The sequence below is a fragment of the Actinomycetospora endophytica genome (assembly GCF_021026375.1).
GTDB classification, from domain to species: Bacteria; Actinomycetota; Actinomycetes; order Mycobacteriales; family Pseudonocardiaceae; genus Actinomycetospora; species Actinomycetospora endophytica.
Map to the genome: position 1 here is coordinate 277,528 of NZ_JAJNDB010000007.1, position 14,102 is coordinate 291,629.

Here is a 14,102-nt window from a genome sequence, read left to right on the forward strand (position 1 = left end):
GGGGTGTCAGCGCCGGGTGCGTCGGGGGTTCGCCACGCTGCTCTGTCGGGCCAGCGTCTCGAGGATGGCGGCGCGGTCCTGATCCTCGTGGGTGGTGTCGTTCTCGTTCATGATCCCAGGATGCTCGCCCAGCCTGTGGAGTACATGTCCCATGGCTGTGGTGATCATGACGGTGCGATGATGATCGCGCGACGCAACCTGTCCGAGGTGTACGCACCGTGCACGGTCGGTGGCGACCCTGATGTGGCACTCTGGTCCCGTGCTCCGTACCGCCGGTGCGCGGCTCCTCGACGACCGTGACCGGTCGAGGGTGCGCGGTGTGCTCGATGACGACCCGGTCGCGACCTGCATGGTCGCCTCACGGGTAGAGACCGTGGGCGTGGAGCCCTGGCGGCTCGGCGGCGAGCTCTGGGGCGTCGGCGGCCGCCTCGACGGCCTCTGTTTCTCGGGCGCGAACCTGGTTCCGCTCCGTGGCGAGCGCGCCGCGGTCCGCGCCTTCGCCGACCGTGCCCGACGTCACCGTCGGACCTGCTCCTCGCTCGTCGGGCGCCGCGAGCTCGTGCTCCCGCTCTGGGAGGAGCTCGCCGAGCACTGGGGGACCGCCCGCGAGGTGCGCCCCGACCAGCCGCTCATGGCCATCGACGGCATGCCCTCGATCCGCTCCGACCCCGCGGTGCGGCAGGCCCGCCCGGACGACATGGAGCGCTACCTCCCCGCGGCGATCGCGATGTTCCTCGAGGAGGTCGGGGTCGACCCGCGCCTCGGCGACGGCGGCGCGGGATACCGGGCGCGGGTCGGCGAGCTGATCTCCTCGGGGCGGGCGTTCGTGCGCTTCGAGGCGGGCGAGGTCGTGTTCAAGGCCGAGGTGGGGGCGCTCTCCACCCGGGTCGGGCAGATCCAGGGCGTCTGGGTGCACCCCGACTGGCGCGGCCGCGGGCTCGGCCAGGCCGGCACGGCCGCCGTCGTCGAACACCTGGTGCGGGCGGGCCGGATCGCGTCCCTCTACGTGAACGCGTTCAACACCCCGGCGCGGGCCGCCTACCAGCGGGTCGGGTTCGACCAGGTGGCGAGCTTCGCGACGGTGCTGTTCTAGCGCCTACCCTCGCCGTCGTGACCTCCCGGACCTCGCTGCTCGCCCTCGTCGACGCCCTCGCGGTGCTGATGTTCGCCGCCATCGGCCGGCGCAGTCACGACGAGGGCCTCGCCGTCGTCGGGATCGTCGAGGTCGCGGCGCCGTTCCTGGCCGGTGGGCTGGTCGCGGCGCTCGCCGTCCGGTCCTGGCGGGACCCGCTCGCGTGGCGCAGCGGGATCGCGGTGTGGCTCGGCGCGGTGGTGATCGGGATGCTGCTGCGGTGGGCGTTCGTCGACAACCCGCCGCTGTCCTTCATCGTCGTCGCCACGATCTCGCTCGCCGTCCTGGTGCTGGGCTGGCGCGGGGTGGTGCGCGGAATCATGGCGCTGCGAGGTAGGCGGGCCCGTCAGGACGCGCAGCACCCGGCTTAGGGTGGGGTCATGCCGGTGCGTGCTCCTCTGCGCGCCGGGCAGCAGACCCCTCTGCGCCCGGTGCCCGACTCGATCGTCCGTCCCGAGTACGTCGGGAAGCCCGCCCCCGCCCGCTCGACGGACCCGTGGGTGCAGGACCCCGACGTCATCGAGCGCATGCGCGTGGCCAGCCGGATCGCGGCGCAGTCCCTGGTCGCCGGGGGCGAGGCGGTCAAGCCGGGCGCGACCACCGACGACGTCGACCGGGTCATCCACGAGTTCCTCGTCGACCACGGCGCGTACCCGTCGACGCTCGGCTACCGCGGGTTCCCGAAGTCCTGCTGCACCTCGCTGAACGAGGTCATCTGCCACGGCATCCCGGACTCGACGGTGATCGAGGACGGCGACATCGTGAACATCGACGTCACGGCGTACATCGACGGCGTGCACGGCGACACCAACGCCACGTTCCTCGCCGGAGAGGTGGCCGAGGAGGACCGGCTCCTCGTCGAGCGCACCCACGAGGCGACGATGCGCGCGATCAAGGCGGTCAAGCCCGGACGGGAGCTGAACGTCGTCGGGCGGGTCATCGAGTCGTACGCGAACCGCTTCGGCTACGGCGTCGTCCGCGACTTCACCGGACACGGCATCGGGCGGACCTTCCACTCGGGCCTCGTCGTCGTGCACTACGACGACCCCGACCGGCACGAGATGCTCGAGCCCGGCATGACGTTCACGATCGAGCCGATGATCACCCTCGGGGCCATCGACTACGACATCTGGGACGACGGCTGGACGGTGACGACGAAGGACAAGTCGCGCACCGCCCAGTTCGAGCACACGCTCCTGGTCACCGACACCGGTAGCGAGATCCTGACGCTGCCGTGAGGCCCGGTGCCGGGGTCCGGCACCATCCACCCATGAGACCGCATGTCCTCGCCTCGTGCGCGGTCTCGCTCGACGGCTTCCTCGACGACGCGTCCGATGAGCGGCTGATCCTGTCCGGGCCCGCCGACCTGGACCGGGTCGACGGGGAGCGGGCGGGGGTGGACGCGATCCTGGTCGGCGCGGGCACCGTGCGCGCCGACGATCCGCGGCTGCTCGTGCGCTCGGCCGAGCGGCGCGACGTGCGCGTCTCGTGGCGCCGGACGCCGTCGCCGCTGCGGGTCGTGCTCTCCGGCAAGCCCCTCGACCCGGCCGCGCGCGTGCTCACCGAGCCGGGCGCCGAGACGGTGGTGCTGGACGGGTCGCCGGGCGAGGTCCTCGACGACCTGGCCGGCCGGGGTGTCGTGCGGCTCATGATCGAGGGCGGCGCCGGCGTCCTGCGGGAGTTCCTGACGGCGGGTGCGGTCGACGAACTGCAGCTGGTCGTGGCGCCGGTGCTGGTGGGGGCCGGACCGCGGTTCACCGGGGCGCCGGGGGTGAGGGCGGCGCTCGTCGAGACCCGGTCGGTCGGCGACGACGTGCTGCTGCGCCACCGCTTCGGCCCGCCCGACGACCGCCACCTCGCCGAGGCCTGCGTCCTCACCGAGCGCTGCCCGCCCAGCGAGAGCGCGTTCAGCGTCGGGTGCCTGGTGGTCGCTGCCGACGGCGCCGTTCTCGGCTCGGGCTGGTCCCGGCGCGACGACCCGCTCGACCACGCCGAGGAGGGCGTCCTGCGGGAGCTGGCGGGCGACCCGCGGCTGCCCGGCGCGACGCTCTACAGCTCCCTGGAGCCCTGCGGGCAGCGGGCGTCCCGGCCGGACTCGTGCGCGACGCTGATCGAGCGGGCCGGCATCGGCCGGGTCGTCTACGCCTGGCGCGAGCCGCCGGAGTTCGTCGCCCGCCCGTCCGGGATCGCGGCGCTCGAGCGCGCCGGGATCACGACCACGCACCTGCCGCGGTGGGAGCCGCTGGCCCGGCGGTCCGCCCGGTGGCCTTCGGCCATGTGAGCAGAAATTGTCGTCAGGGCATCAATTTGTGCTCACGAGCGCGCAGCGCACCTAGGCTCACCTGATCATGCATGGTGCGCTGCTCGTCGCCGGGACCACCAGCGACGCGGGCAAGAGCGTGCTCGTGGCGGGCCTCTGTCGATGGCTGCACCGGCAGGGCGTCGACGTGGCGCCGTTCAAGGCGCAGAACATGAGCAACAACTCCGTCGTGACCACCGACGGCGGGGAGATCGGCCGGGCGCAGGCGCTGCAGGCGGCGGCGTGCGGCCTGGCGCCGAGCGTCGCGTTCAACCCGGTGCTGCTCAAACCGGGCTCGGACCGCACCAGCCAGGTGGTCGTGCACGGCCGCGTCGACGGTTCGGTCACGGCGCTGTCCTACCGGGAGCGCAAGGCGGCGCTGCTCGAGGTCGTCACGCAGACGCTCACCGACCTCCGGGCCCGCCACGACGTCGTGATCTGTGAGGGCGCCGGCTCGCCCGCGGAGATCAACCTGCGCGCCACCGACATCGCCAACATGGGACTCGCGCGCGCCGCGGACCTGCCCACCCTCGTCGTCGGGGACATCGACCGCGGCGGCGTGCTCGCCCACCTGTTCGGGACGCTCGCCGTGCTGGAGCCCGAGGACCAGGCCCTGATCGCGGGGTTCGTCGTCAACAAGTTCCGCGGCGACCCGGCGCTGCTCGAGCCCGGCCTCGCGCAGCTGGAGAGGCTCACCGGGCGCCCGACGCTCGGCACGATCCCGTTCGCGCCGGAGCTGTGGATCGACGCGGAGGACTCGCTCGGCCACGACGGCGCCGTGGGGCGTCCGGCCGCGCCGCTCGGTGCCGACTGGCTCCGGGTCGCCGTCGTGCGCCTGCCGCGGGTCTCCAACGGCACCGACGTCGACGCGCTCGCGGCCGAGCCCGGGGTGTCCGTCCGCTACGTCACCGCACCGGGCGAGCTCACCGGCGCCGACCTCGTCGTGCTCCCGGGCTCCAAGACCACCGTCTCCGACCTCGCGTGGCTGCGCGAGACCGGGCTCGCCGACGCCGTGCTCGCCCACGCCCGGGCCGGCCGGACCACGCTCGGGATCTGCGGCGGCTACCAGATGCTCGGCCGCGCGGTCGATGACCCGCACGGGGTCGAGGCCGCGCCCGGGCGCCATGCTGGGCTCGGGCTGCTCGACGTCGACGTCGTCTTCGACCCCGACAAGCACCTCGGCAACCCCGCGGGCACGGCGCTCGGCGAGACGGTCGAGGGCTACGAGATTCACCACGGCCGCGAGGTGCGTGGCCACGGTTCGGCACCGCTGGTCACGCTCGCCGACGGCACGCCGGAGGGGGTCGACGCCGGCGCGGTGCTCGGTACGCACTGGCACGGCCTGCTCGAGAACGACGGGTTCCGGCGGCGTCTGCTGGAACGGGTCGCGACGACGACGGGCCGGGCGTTCCGGGTGTCGACGACGACGTCGTTCGCGGCGGCCCGCGCCGCTCAGCTCGACCTGCTGGCCGACCTCGTGGAGTCCCATCTCGACACGGCGGCGCTGGAGCATCTGATCGAGCACGGAGCGCCGTCCGGGCTACGGACTGTTCCGCCGGCCGGCGCCCCCTGAGGTCAGCGATGGTCCGTTGCTGACGTCTGACGTCAGCAACGGACCATCGCTGACAACGGGGTGGGGAGATCTACTTCGCGGCGTTCGCGACCTTGTCGATCGACGCGGTGAGCTGGTCCTCGGAGACCATCGGGAAGAAGCCGCGGAAGCTCTCGTCCTTCACGCCGCTCCAGTCGTAGGTCTGGGTGACCTTCGTGCCGGAGCCGGCCGGCTCGAGCTCCCAGGTGTACGTGTGGCCGGTGGCCTTCACGTCGCCGAGCTTGTCGGTGTAGCCGTCGATCGGGTGGATCGACGGCGCCCAGCCGATCTTCCGGTTCTGCTCGAACGCGGTGACCGTGTTCTTCATCTGGTACGGCCCGAGCGCGTCGTTCTCCATGTTCATGATGAACACGTCGCCGGTGCCGTTGACCTGGTTGCCGCTGCCCTCGACGCCGCGGAGCATGTTCGCGCCGTCGAACTCCTGGTGCCGCTGCGGCGTGGAGAGGATGGCGAACATCTCGTCGGGCTTGGCGTCGACGGTCTTGCTGACCTGGATCTGGTCGCTCACGGCGTCCTCCGTTGCGCGTCGCGTGACTGGTCGGTGGATCGCCCGCGGCGGAGGAGCCCGCGCGGGCGATCGACACATCGCAGGCGTGCCCGGATGGCGGACACTTCAATCGCGCACGATCGGCCATTCGGCGCTGACCGATCGGACGGCATTCGGCCGTCGACGTTCGGACGATCGGCCCTGGAGGGGCCGGTGGGGCCGGTGAGGTCCACGAGATCTACGACGCGCGGCCCGCCTCGTACACGTGCCCGGCGGTCCGCAGCCGCTCGACCAACACCGGGCCCATCGCGGTCGCCGGGGTCAGCGAGCCGGCGCGGTCGGGCAGCCGGTCGCCGTCGAGGGCGAGGCAGAGGACCGACTCCCCGAGCATCACTGCCGTGGCCGCGTACCCCGGGTCGCCGGAGGCCGAGATCCGACCGGTGTAGCGGGCACCCGTCGTCGTGGTGGCGTCGAGGTCGTGGCGGAACCACCCCTTCGCCTGGGTCTGCTCCGACGGGCCCTCGCCCGGCTTGGGCAGGACGCGGTCGAGCAGTTGGCGCGCACCCGGCGTCGCGAACCCCGCGAGCAGGGCGCCGAGCCCGGCGGCGACCGCGCCCGCCGTCAGCGCGCCGGCGGGACCGGAGCCGGTCGCCATCACCTCGCCGTAGCGCAGCCCCTTGCCGTAGGCGTAGCCGGCGATCGCGTTGGAGCGGCGCACGATGCGGGTGTTGTACGACGCCATCACGAACGGCGCCGCCCACCGGCCGTCCCGCCAGCCGCCGTCGATGCGGTGCGGCGGCGGGTTGTCGCTGGGCTGACGGGTGTCGGGCTCGCCGCCGCGGTCGGGCGAGAGGCTGTAGGGATCGCGCAGGATCTTGATCGTCGACCGGTCCGCCTTGACGGTGTCGGCGAGCCCGCGCATCGAGTCGATGGTGCCGCCCGAGACGCCGCCCCGGATGCGGACCACGGCGTCGACGTCGGTGAGCTCCCCCTCGCCGTCGGCCTGCACCCGGGTGTGCAGGAGCATCACGCCGAGGTCGGAGGGCACCGAGTCGTAGCCGCAGGAGTGGACGATCCGCGCACCGGTCGCCTGGGCGCGGGCGTCGGTGGCGTCGATGGCCTCGCGGGCGAACGTCGCCTCGCCGGTGAGGTCGGCGTAGTGCGTCCCCGCCGCGGCGCATGCCTCGACCAGGGGCAGGCCGTACTTCGCGTAGGGCCCGACGGTGGTGGCCAGCGCCGTCGTGGAGGCGGCCATCGCGTCGAGCGCGGCGCGGTCGGTCGAGTCGGCGACGATCAGCGGCCAGTCCGAGCCGGGCGCGGGGAGCGACGCGCGGACGCGCTCGAGCTTGTCCCGCGAGCGGCCGGCCAGCGCCACGCGGGTGCCGGTCGGGGTGTGACGGGCGAGGTAGTCGGCGGTGAGGGCCCCGACGAAGCTGGTCGCGCCGTAGAGGACGACGTCGTGCACGCGCTCGCTCATGGTCGGGCACGCTATCGCCGGTCGGAGGGCCGCGCCGCCCCCGTCACCCGGTGATCGCGAACACCGGGTGCTGCGGCGCGATGGCGGCCAGCTCCTCGTCCGAGGCGTCGGCGCCCACGCCCTGGAAGAACGCGCCGACCTCCCACGCCCAGACCTTCAGGTAGGCGCGCAGGATCGGGACGATCTCGGCCGGGTCGGTGATCTCCCGGGCGGTCACGCGCTCGGTCTTCCGGCCGACGGTGAGCTCGGCCCAGCCCGACACCCGCAGGTTGCGCACCCACTGGGTGTGGCCGCGGGCGGCGAGCAGGTAGCGCTGCCCGTCCAGGGTGAGCGGGTTGACCGGGGTCGTGCGCATCTCGCCGGTACTGCGGCCGGGGACGCCGAGGACCGAGGAGCCGGCGAGCGAGACGCCGCGGCGGGTCATGAACGCGACCATCGGGTTCATGACGTGGCGGGTCAGGAAGCCGGGCTGCTGGTAGTGGGTGCTCATCGGGATCGCTCCTTCACGGTTTTCGAGAGCGGCGCTCTCTGTTGAGAGCAATGCTCTCTGTTTGAGCGGGGCGTGTCAAGAGCAGTGCTCTCGGAAATGTGCGAGGGTGTGCTCCATGCCCACCGCCCGCGAGCGCGCCCGCGCACAGACCACCGAGGCGATCCTGGCCGCGGCCCGCACGCAGCTCGCCGAGGTCGGGGCGGCGGCGCTGTCGCTGCGGGCGGTGGCACGCGAGGTCGGGATGGTCTCCTCGGCGGTCTACCGCTACTTCCCCAGCCGGGACGAACTGCTCACCGCGCTGATCATCGAGGCCTACGACGACGTCGGGGAGGCGGCCGAGGCGGCCGCCGCTCTTGTGGCCGGGCGGTCGCCGCGGGAGCGCTGGCTCGCGGTGTGGCGCAGCGTGCGGGCCTGGGGGCTCGAGCACCCGGCCCAGTACGCGCTCATCTACGGCTCGCCCGTGCCCGGCTACGCCGCCCCGCAGGACACGCTGCCGGCCGCCGGGCGGGTCGGCGTGGTGCTGGGCGCGATTGCGACGGCGGCCGACGGCGGCGTCGTCGGGGATGACGACGTCGCCGCGGCGGTCGCGCCCGACGTCCCCGGGACGCTCGGCATCGACCCGCGCCTGGCGCCGGCGGCGGTCTCGGCGTGGACGCTGCTGTTCGGCACCGTCGGGTTCGAGCTGTTCGGGCAGTACGAGAACGTGGTGATCGACCGGGAGGCCTACTTCGACCACGTGGCCGGGACGGCGGCCACGTCGGTCGGCATCGGCTGAGGGGCGCTCGGGCGCGGCTCCCCTCACCTCGCCTCAAGATCATCAGCACGTGGGGCGCGGTGCGGCGGCGCTGCGCATGCCTGGAGTGCTGATGATCAACGGGGTGCGGGGCGGGCCGTCGACGACGGGCACACCAGGCATCCGATGGCGCCCGCAGGCCTGCGCCATGTGCTCCTGATCATGGAATGGGGCTGGCCGGAGCCTGGCTGGCCGGAGCCTGGCTGGCCGGAGCCTGGCCGGCCGGCGCCCGATCCGCCTCCGGCGCCGACTCCGCCCGCGCCCGCAGGCCGTCGATCAGGCAGGTGAGTCCCCGCTCGAAGGTGCGCCCGACGTCGAGGCCCGCCTCACCGGCGGCGCGCAGGTGCGGGAGCTCCGCGATCCGAGCGACGAGGTCGGGATCGGGCGGGGTGTCGCCGCGCGCCGCCTCGGCCTGCGCCTCCAGGGCCGCCCCGAGCACGTAGTGGCCGACCCCGAACACCGCGTCCATCGCCTCGCCGGGCTCGAGTCCGGCAGCGACCAGGACCGCGAGCACGTGCTCGATGTGCTCGACCGAGGTGCTCGTCGTCGGACGGTTGCCCGCGACGACGAGGGCGGCGTCCCGGTGCGACGTCAGGGCCCGGTACTGCCGGCGGGCCTGCTCGGCGAACCACTCCCACCAGGGTTCCCCGTCCGCGGGTGCGTCCGGAGCGGCGGGTTCGCCGACGATGCGCTCGGCCATGAGGTCGAGCAGAGCGCGCTTGTCCGTGACGTGCCAGTACAGCGTCGGCGCCGACACCCCGAGCCTCGCTGCGAGCCGGCGCAGCGAGAGCGCCGCGAGCCCGGCCTCGTCCAGGAGGTCGATCGCGGCCGTCACCACCTCGTCGCGACTGATCGCCACCGGCGAAACCTCCTTGCTGCTCGGGTCGGCGCCCCACTACCGTGACTCTAACGCTGTTAGAGAATGGAGCGAAGGTGGACCAACCGGCCGTATCGGTCAGCGGTCTGACCAAGCGCTACGGGGAGGTCGAGGCGGTCCGCGGGATCGACCTCGAGGTGGCCCGCGGCGAGACGTTCGGCTTCCTCGGCCCCAACGGCGCCGGCAAGTCGACCACGATCAACATCCTGTGCACCCTCGTCGAGCCGACCGGCGGGACCGCGGCCGTCGCCGGCCTCGACGTCGTCGCCGACCGGGCCGCGGTCCGCCGGCGCATCGGACTGGTGTTCCAGGAGCCGACCCTGGACGGGCCGATGTCGGGGGAGCAGAACCTGCGCTTCCACGGCGAGCTCTACGGCGTGGACCGGCGCACCGCCGCCGCGCGGCGCGAGGAGGTGCTGCGCACCGTCGGGCTCTGGGAGCGGCGCAAGGACCCGGTGACGACCTACTCCGGCGGCATGCGGCGGCGCCTGGAGATCGCCCGGGGCCTGCTGCACTCGCCGCAGGTGCTCTTCCTCGACGAGCCCACCATCGGCCTGGACCCGCAGACCCGCGCGTCGATCTGGAACTACCTCGCGCGGCTCGGCGAGGCCGAGGAGATCACCGTCTTCGTCACCACGCACTACATGGACGAGGCCGAGAACTGCGACCGGATCGCGATCATGAACGAGGGCCGGATCGTCGCGCTCGACACCCCGGAGGCACTCAAGGCGCAGGTCGGGGCGGACCGGGTCTCGGTCACGACGGAGGACGACGAGGCGGCGCTGGTCGCCGTCCGGCGCGAGTTCGGGCTCGAGGCGGCGGTCCGGGAGGGAGCGGTGACGATCTCGGTGCCCGACGGCGCCGGGTTCGTGCCGCGCCTCTTCGCGGCACTGACGGCCGAGGGCGTCGTCGTGAAGTCCGTGGCGGTGACGCGGCCGTCGCTCGACGACGTGTTCCTCGCCCACACCGGCACGACCCTGCGTGACGCCGAGGCGAACCGCGGGCCGTCCATGCACCCGATGGCCATGCGGATGAGGGGACGTTGACGCGATGACGGAGACGCAACGCAGTCCCGACGGCGCCGCTCTCGACGACCGCGGTCCGGAGCGGGCGGCCGGACTGCGCGTGGAGGCGGTGCGCGTCCCGCAGAGCGGGATCGCCACCGAGGCGCGCGCCGCCGCGGTCGTCTGGCAGCGCGAGATGATCCGGTTCTTCAAGGACCGGACCCGGATCGTGTCCTCGCTGGCCCAGCCGCTGCTGTTCCTGTTCGTGCTGGGCAGCGGCCTCGGATCACTGCTCTCCAGCGCGGGCGGGCGCAGCGGCGGGGTCTCGCTCCCGACGTTCCTGTTCCCCGGCGTGCTCGCGATCTCGGTGCTGTTCACCGCGGCGTTCTCGGGGATCTCGATCGTGTGGGACCGGGAGTTCGGCTTCCTGCGCGAGATGCTCGTGGCGCCGGTGTCGACGACGTCGATCCTGCTCGGCAAGGCGGTCGGCGGCGCCACCGTCGCGACGCTGCAGTGCATCCTGCTGCTCGCGCTGGCGGGGCTCGTCGGGGTGCCCTACGACCCGCTGATGTTCGTCGAGCTGCTCGTGCTGATCTTCCTCATGGCGTTCATGATCTGCGCGCTCGGGCTGATGCTCGCGGCGCGGCTCAAGCAGGTGCAGACCGCCATGCCGATGGTCCAGCTGATCATCACGCCGCTGATGTTCCTGTCCGGGGCGCTCTTCCCGCTCGGGAACCTGCCGACCTGGCTGACGGTGCTCACGCACATCAACCCGATGACCTACGCCGTCGAGCCGCTGCGCCACGTGGTGTTCGCGCGGTTGAACGCCTCGGCGGCCGACCTCGCGCGCTACGACCCGGGCATCCACTGGGGCTCGTTCCTGGTCCCGACGTGGCTGGAGATCGTGCTGACGATCGGCTTCTCGGTGCTCCTGCTCGGGCTCGCCGTGACCCGGTTCCGGCGGACGGAGTAGTCGCCGAACGGGACGAACGGCTCGTTGGTCACCTTCGAAGGTGACCAACGAGCCGTTCGTGCGGTCCGGGGCCGGCCCGGGGCCGGACCGGCTACACGTCCAGCGGCAGGCCCAGCAGCGCGTTCTCGATCAGCTCCGGCAGCGCGGGGTGGATCCAGTACTGGCCGGTGGCGACCTCCTGCGCCTTCTGGCCGAACACCATCGCCTGCACCAGGACCTGGATCAGCGAGGACGCCTGCGGGCCCATGAAGTGCGCGCCGAGCAGCGTGCCGTCGGGGGAGGCGAGGACCTTGGCGAACCCGGTCCGGTCCTCCATGGCCCAGCCGAACGCGACGTCGCCGTAGGCCTGGACCTTCGAGACATAGGCGGTGCCCGCGTCGCGCAGGTCCTGCTCGCGCTGCCCGACCGCGGCGACCTGCGGGTGGCTGAACACCGCCGACGGCACGAACCGGTGGCTGGTGGCGCGGGGCGTGTCGGGGTGGAGCAGGTTGTGCTGCACGACCCGTGCCTCGTGGTTGGCGACGTGCTTGAGCTGGTAGGGGGAGCTGACGTCGCCGAGCGCCCAGATGCCCTCGACTCCGGTGCGCTGGTACTCGTCGACCGGCACGCGGCCGTCGTCGGTGAGCTCGAGGCCGGTCTTCGCGACGTCCATCCGGTCGCCGTTGGGGGCGCGGCCGGTGGCGACGAGCAGGGCGTCGCCCTCGACGGTGCCCTGCCCGGCGAGGGTCAGCACGATGGTGCCGTCCGGGCGCTGCTCGGCCGCGGTCGGCGCGGCGTCGGTGTGCACGGTGAAGCGGTCCCGGGCGAGCGCGGTGAACCGTTCGGTCACCAGCTCGTCCTGTTCCCGCAGCAGCGCCGGGCCGCGGGTCACGACGGTGACGTCCACGCCGAGGGCGTCGAAGACGTGCGCGAACTCCGCGGCGATGTAGCCGCCGCCGACGACGATCATCCGGCGGGGGAGGTCGTCGAGGCGCATGACGTCGTCGGAGGTGTGGAACGGCACGCCGGACTCGGCGATGCACGCGGGCACCGTCGGGCGGGATCCGGCGGCGATGACGACCCGGTCCGCCGACAACGTCGCGGCGGCGCCGCCGTCGGTGGGTGCGACGGCGAGCTCGCGCTCGCCGGTGAAGGTGGCGTGGCCCTCGTAGAGCGTGACGTTGGGGCTCTCGGAGGCGCGGTAGCGGCGGCCGCCGGCCGAGATGGGGTCGATGCGGGAGAACACCCGGTCGCGGATGTCGGGCCAGCGGACCTTGTCGATGCTCGCGTCGATGCCGTAGGCGCTCGCCTCGCGGACGGCCTGGGCGACGTCGGAGGCGTAGACGTACATCTTCGTCGGGATGCAGCCGACGTTCAGGCAGGTCCCGCCGAAGACGCCGTGCTCGACGATCGCGACGTCCCAGTCGTCGAAACGCGAGTCCAGGATCGAGTTGCCCGATCCCGAGCCGATGATGACGAGGTCGTGGTGCGGCACGACCTCCACGCTACTGAGGACGGCCGACTCCGGCGCGTCCGCACGTCGTCACCCACAGTCGTCGCAACGACGACCGACCGTCACCACCGCCGAGCGGCACGACGAGCGGTCAACGACCGGCCGAACAACGCTGTCATCCGACCGCTCACCGCACGCAACTCACTCGGCGGTGTCGTTTACCGACGGAAATCGACCGTTCGTCGTCGCTCAGCGGGGCGAACTCCGTCTCTTCGTCTTGTCGCGCCTCCGCCACCTCTGGTCAGGTTCTGCTCCGTCAGGCGCTGGGCGTTGCCCCGGACAGCCCCCGGTCAGGGGGAGCCCGGGGCAGCGGAACGTGAGGGGAGGGGTGCATGCGGGAACGTGCGACGGCGGATCGGGTGCAGCACGCGGCCGCGGACCCCGAGGACGGGCGGAGCCGTGCGGGCGGCCGTCACCGGGCGGCGCCCACGCCCAGGGGCGTGATCGCCGCGGCGATGGCGCGCAGGACCGTGCTGCTGGCGACGACGGGCGTGGTCGTCCTGGCCGTCGTCGCGGTCGGGCTGGTCGGCTTCGGCGGGAAGAGTTCGGCGACGGTGCGGGACGGCGTCGCCGACGTCGTCGTCTCGGGTCACGCGGGTTCCGACGGCGGGTCCGGCGGCTCGGGTGGCTCCGACGGCGGTTCGGACGGCGGGTCCGACAGCGGGAGTGGATCGGGCAACGACGCCGAGCAGGGTCGCGTCGTCGGCGGGCAGCAGGCCTCCACCTCGGCCGCTCCCTGGGTCGTCTACCTCACCGACGCCTCCGGCTTCCAGTTCTGCGGCGGCACGCTGGTGAGCCCGACGAAGGTCGTCACCGCGGCGCACTGCACCGCCTCGTCGCCGGACCGGAAGACCTTCGTCGTCGTCGGGCGCGACGACAAGCAGTCCCAGGCCGGCAGCTCGATCCCCGTCACGAAGACCTGGGTCAGCCCGACGTTCACCGCGGTCGGCAGCGGCCTGGACGTCTCGGTGCTCACGCTCGCCACGCCGGCCACCCAGAAGCCGCTCCCGCTCGCGACACCCGCGGACAGCGCGCTCTACTCGCCGGCGACCGCGGCCACGATCTACGGCTGGGGCTCGACCGCGGAGAACGGGACGCCCTCGCGCTTCCTGCTCTCCGCCACGGTGCCGATCCGCGACAACTCGTACTGCAAGGCGGGTGCGTCGAACTTCGACCCGGGGCTGCTGACCTGCGCCGGGTACGACGACGGCGGTGTCGACACCTGCCAGGGCGACTCCGGCGGGCCGCTGGTGGCCGGCGGCAAGCTGATCGGCATCACGAGCTTCGGCGACGGGTGCGCGCGGGCGGGCAAGCCGGGCTTCTACACCCGGGTCGGCCCGAACTCCGCGCTGATCCAGAAGCAGTTGTCCTGAGGCGTCCCCCCTGGTGGGCAGACCGGACGGGGGATGAGGGCGGATCGGCGGGCAGGCCGGTCCGCCCTCGGTCATTCCCGGACAGAGTCATTC

The 14,102-nt window shown here is 73.0% G+C and carries 14 protein-coding genes; 9 read left to right on the forward strand and 5 right to left on the reverse strand.

Annotated elements, in window-relative coordinates:
• Positions 1 to 259 precede the first annotated feature (259 nt).
• The 5 genes from LQ327_RS27625 to LQ327_RS27645 all read left to right on the forward strand — a co-directional run bounded on the left by LQ327_RS27625 (position 260) and on the right by LQ327_RS27645 (position 5,004).
• Entirely contained in the window at positions 260 to 1,093 is an 834-nt protein-coding gene (locus LQ327_RS27625) for a GNAT family N-acetyltransferase (protein ID WP_230739023.1), read from the forward strand.
• Positions 1,094 to 1,110: 17 nt separating this feature from the next.
• On the forward strand, positions 1,111 to 1,503 hold the full coding sequence (locus tag LQ327_RS27630; protein ID WP_230739024.1) for a DUF3054 domain-containing protein: 393 nt from the start codon (positions 1,111 to 1,113) through the stop codon (positions 1,501 to 1,503).
• A 9-nt stretch (positions 1,504 to 1,512) separates the two neighbouring features.
• Positions 1,513 to 2,370, forward strand: coding sequence for a type I methionyl aminopeptidase (map, locus tag LQ327_RS27635; RefSeq protein ID WP_230739025.1), 858 nt, complete (start codon positions 1,513 to 1,515; stop codon positions 2,368 to 2,370).
• Positions 2,371 to 2,402: 32 nt separating this feature from the next.
• Positions 2,403 to 3,413, forward strand: a complete 1,011-nt coding sequence (locus LQ327_RS27640) for a dihydrofolate reductase family protein (protein ID WP_230739026.1) — start codon at positions 2,403 to 2,405, stop codon at positions 3,411 to 3,413.
• A gap of 67 nt (positions 3,414 to 3,480) precedes the next feature.
• Positions 3,481 to 5,004: a cobyric acid synthase gene (locus LQ327_RS27645; RefSeq protein ID WP_230739027.1), complete on the forward strand. Its 1,524-nt coding sequence runs from the start codon at positions 3,481 to 3,483 to the stop codon at positions 5,002 to 5,004.
• 70 nt (positions 5,005 to 5,074) lie between these two features.
• Here the strand turns inward: LQ327_RS27645 and LQ327_RS27650 are convergent, their stop codons facing one another.
• From LQ327_RS27650 to LQ327_RS27660, 3 genes are all read right to left on the reverse strand, one after another.
• A complete protein-coding gene (locus LQ327_RS27650) occupies positions 5,075 to 5,551 on the reverse strand; it encodes an SRPBCC family protein (RefSeq protein WP_230739028.1) in 477 nt (158 codons plus the stop codon).
• Positions 5,552 to 5,768: 217 nt separating this feature from the next.
• Entirely contained in the window at positions 5,769 to 7,007 is a 1,239-nt protein-coding gene (locus LQ327_RS27655) for a saccharopine dehydrogenase family protein (RefSeq protein ID WP_230739029.1), read from the reverse strand.
• Positions 7,008 to 7,050: 43 nt separating this feature from the next.
• Positions 7,051 to 7,497: a nitroreductase/quinone reductase family protein gene (locus LQ327_RS27660; RefSeq protein ID WP_230739030.1), complete on the reverse strand. Its 447-nt coding sequence runs from the start codon at positions 7,495 to 7,497 to the stop codon at positions 7,051 to 7,053.
• Positions 7,498 to 7,612: 115 nt separating this feature from the next.
• On the opposite strand from LQ327_RS27660, the gene LQ327_RS27665 reads away from it, so the two are divergent.
• Complete coding sequence (locus tag LQ327_RS27665) at positions 7,613 to 8,272, forward strand: TetR/AcrR family transcriptional regulator (protein ID WP_230739031.1); 660 nt, start codon at positions 7,613 to 7,615, stop codon at positions 8,270 to 8,272.
• Between the two features lie 178 nt (positions 8,273 to 8,450).
• Here the strand turns inward: LQ327_RS27665 and LQ327_RS27670 are convergent, their stop codons facing one another.
• Positions 8,451 to 9,149: a TetR/AcrR family transcriptional regulator C-terminal domain-containing protein gene (locus tag LQ327_RS27670; RefSeq protein ID WP_308286389.1), complete on the reverse strand. Its 699-nt coding sequence runs from the start codon at positions 9,147 to 9,149 to the stop codon at positions 8,451 to 8,453.
• Positions 9,150 to 9,223: 74 nt separating this feature from the next.
• Here LQ327_RS27670 and LQ327_RS27675 point away from each other — a divergent pair, with 74 nt between their 5' ends.
• Complete coding sequence (locus LQ327_RS27675; RefSeq protein WP_230739032.1) at positions 9,224 to 10,213, forward strand: ATP-binding cassette domain-containing protein; 990 nt, start codon at positions 9,224 to 9,226, stop codon at positions 10,211 to 10,213.
• A gap of 4 nt (positions 10,214 to 10,217) precedes the next feature.
• Positions 10,218 to 11,144: an ABC transporter permease gene (locus LQ327_RS27680; protein ID WP_230739033.1), complete on the forward strand. Its 927-nt coding sequence runs from the start codon at positions 10,218 to 10,220 to the stop codon at positions 11,142 to 11,144.
• A 91-nt stretch (positions 11,145 to 11,235) separates the two neighbouring features.
• Here LQ327_RS27680 and LQ327_RS27685 read toward each other — a convergent pair whose 3' ends face one another.
• Positions 11,236 to 12,618 carry a mycothione reductase gene (locus LQ327_RS27685; RefSeq protein ID WP_230739034.1) on the reverse strand — a complete coding sequence of 461 codons (1,383 nt, stop codon included), beginning with the start codon at positions 12,616 to 12,618 and terminating at the stop codon, positions 11,236 to 11,238.
• A 350-nt stretch (positions 12,619 to 12,968) separates the two neighbouring features.
• On the opposite strand from LQ327_RS27685, the gene LQ327_RS27690 reads away from it, so the two are divergent.
• Positions 12,969 to 14,009, forward strand: a complete 1,041-nt coding sequence (locus tag LQ327_RS27690; protein WP_230739035.1) for a S1 family peptidase — start codon at positions 12,969 to 12,971, stop codon at positions 14,007 to 14,009.
• Positions 14,010 to 14,102: the final 93 nt, after the last annotated feature.

Coding starts and splice junctions, on each gene's coding strand:
- map (WP_230739025.1), top strand. CDS start 1,513: ATGCCGGTGCGTGCTCCTCTGCGCGCCGGGCAGCAGACCCCTCTGCGC.
- LQ327_RS27640 (WP_230739026.1), top strand. CDS start 2,403: ATGAGACCGCATGTCCTCGCCTCGTGCGCGGTCTCGCTCGACGGCTTC.
- LQ327_RS27645 (WP_230739027.1), top strand. CDS start 3,481: ATGCATGGTGCGCTGCTCGTCGCCGGGACCACCAGCGACGCGGGCAAG.
- LQ327_RS27655 (WP_230739029.1), bottom strand. CDS start 7,007: ATGAGCGAGCGCGTGCACGACGTCGTCCTCTACGGCGCGACCAGCTTC.
- LQ327_RS27660 (WP_230739030.1), bottom strand. CDS start 7,497: ATGAGCACCCACTACCAGCAGCCCGGCTTCCTGACCCGCCACGTCATG.
- LQ327_RS27665 (WP_230739031.1), top strand. CDS start 7,613: ATGCCCACCGCCCGCGAGCGCGCCCGCGCACAGACCACCGAGGCGATC.
- LQ327_RS27680 (WP_230739033.1), top strand. CDS start 10,218: ATGACGGAGACGCAACGCAGTCCCGACGGCGCCGCTCTCGACGACCGC.
- LQ327_RS27690 (WP_230739035.1), top strand. CDS start 12,969: ATGCGGGAACGTGCGACGGCGGATCGGGTGCAGCACGCGGCCGCGGAC.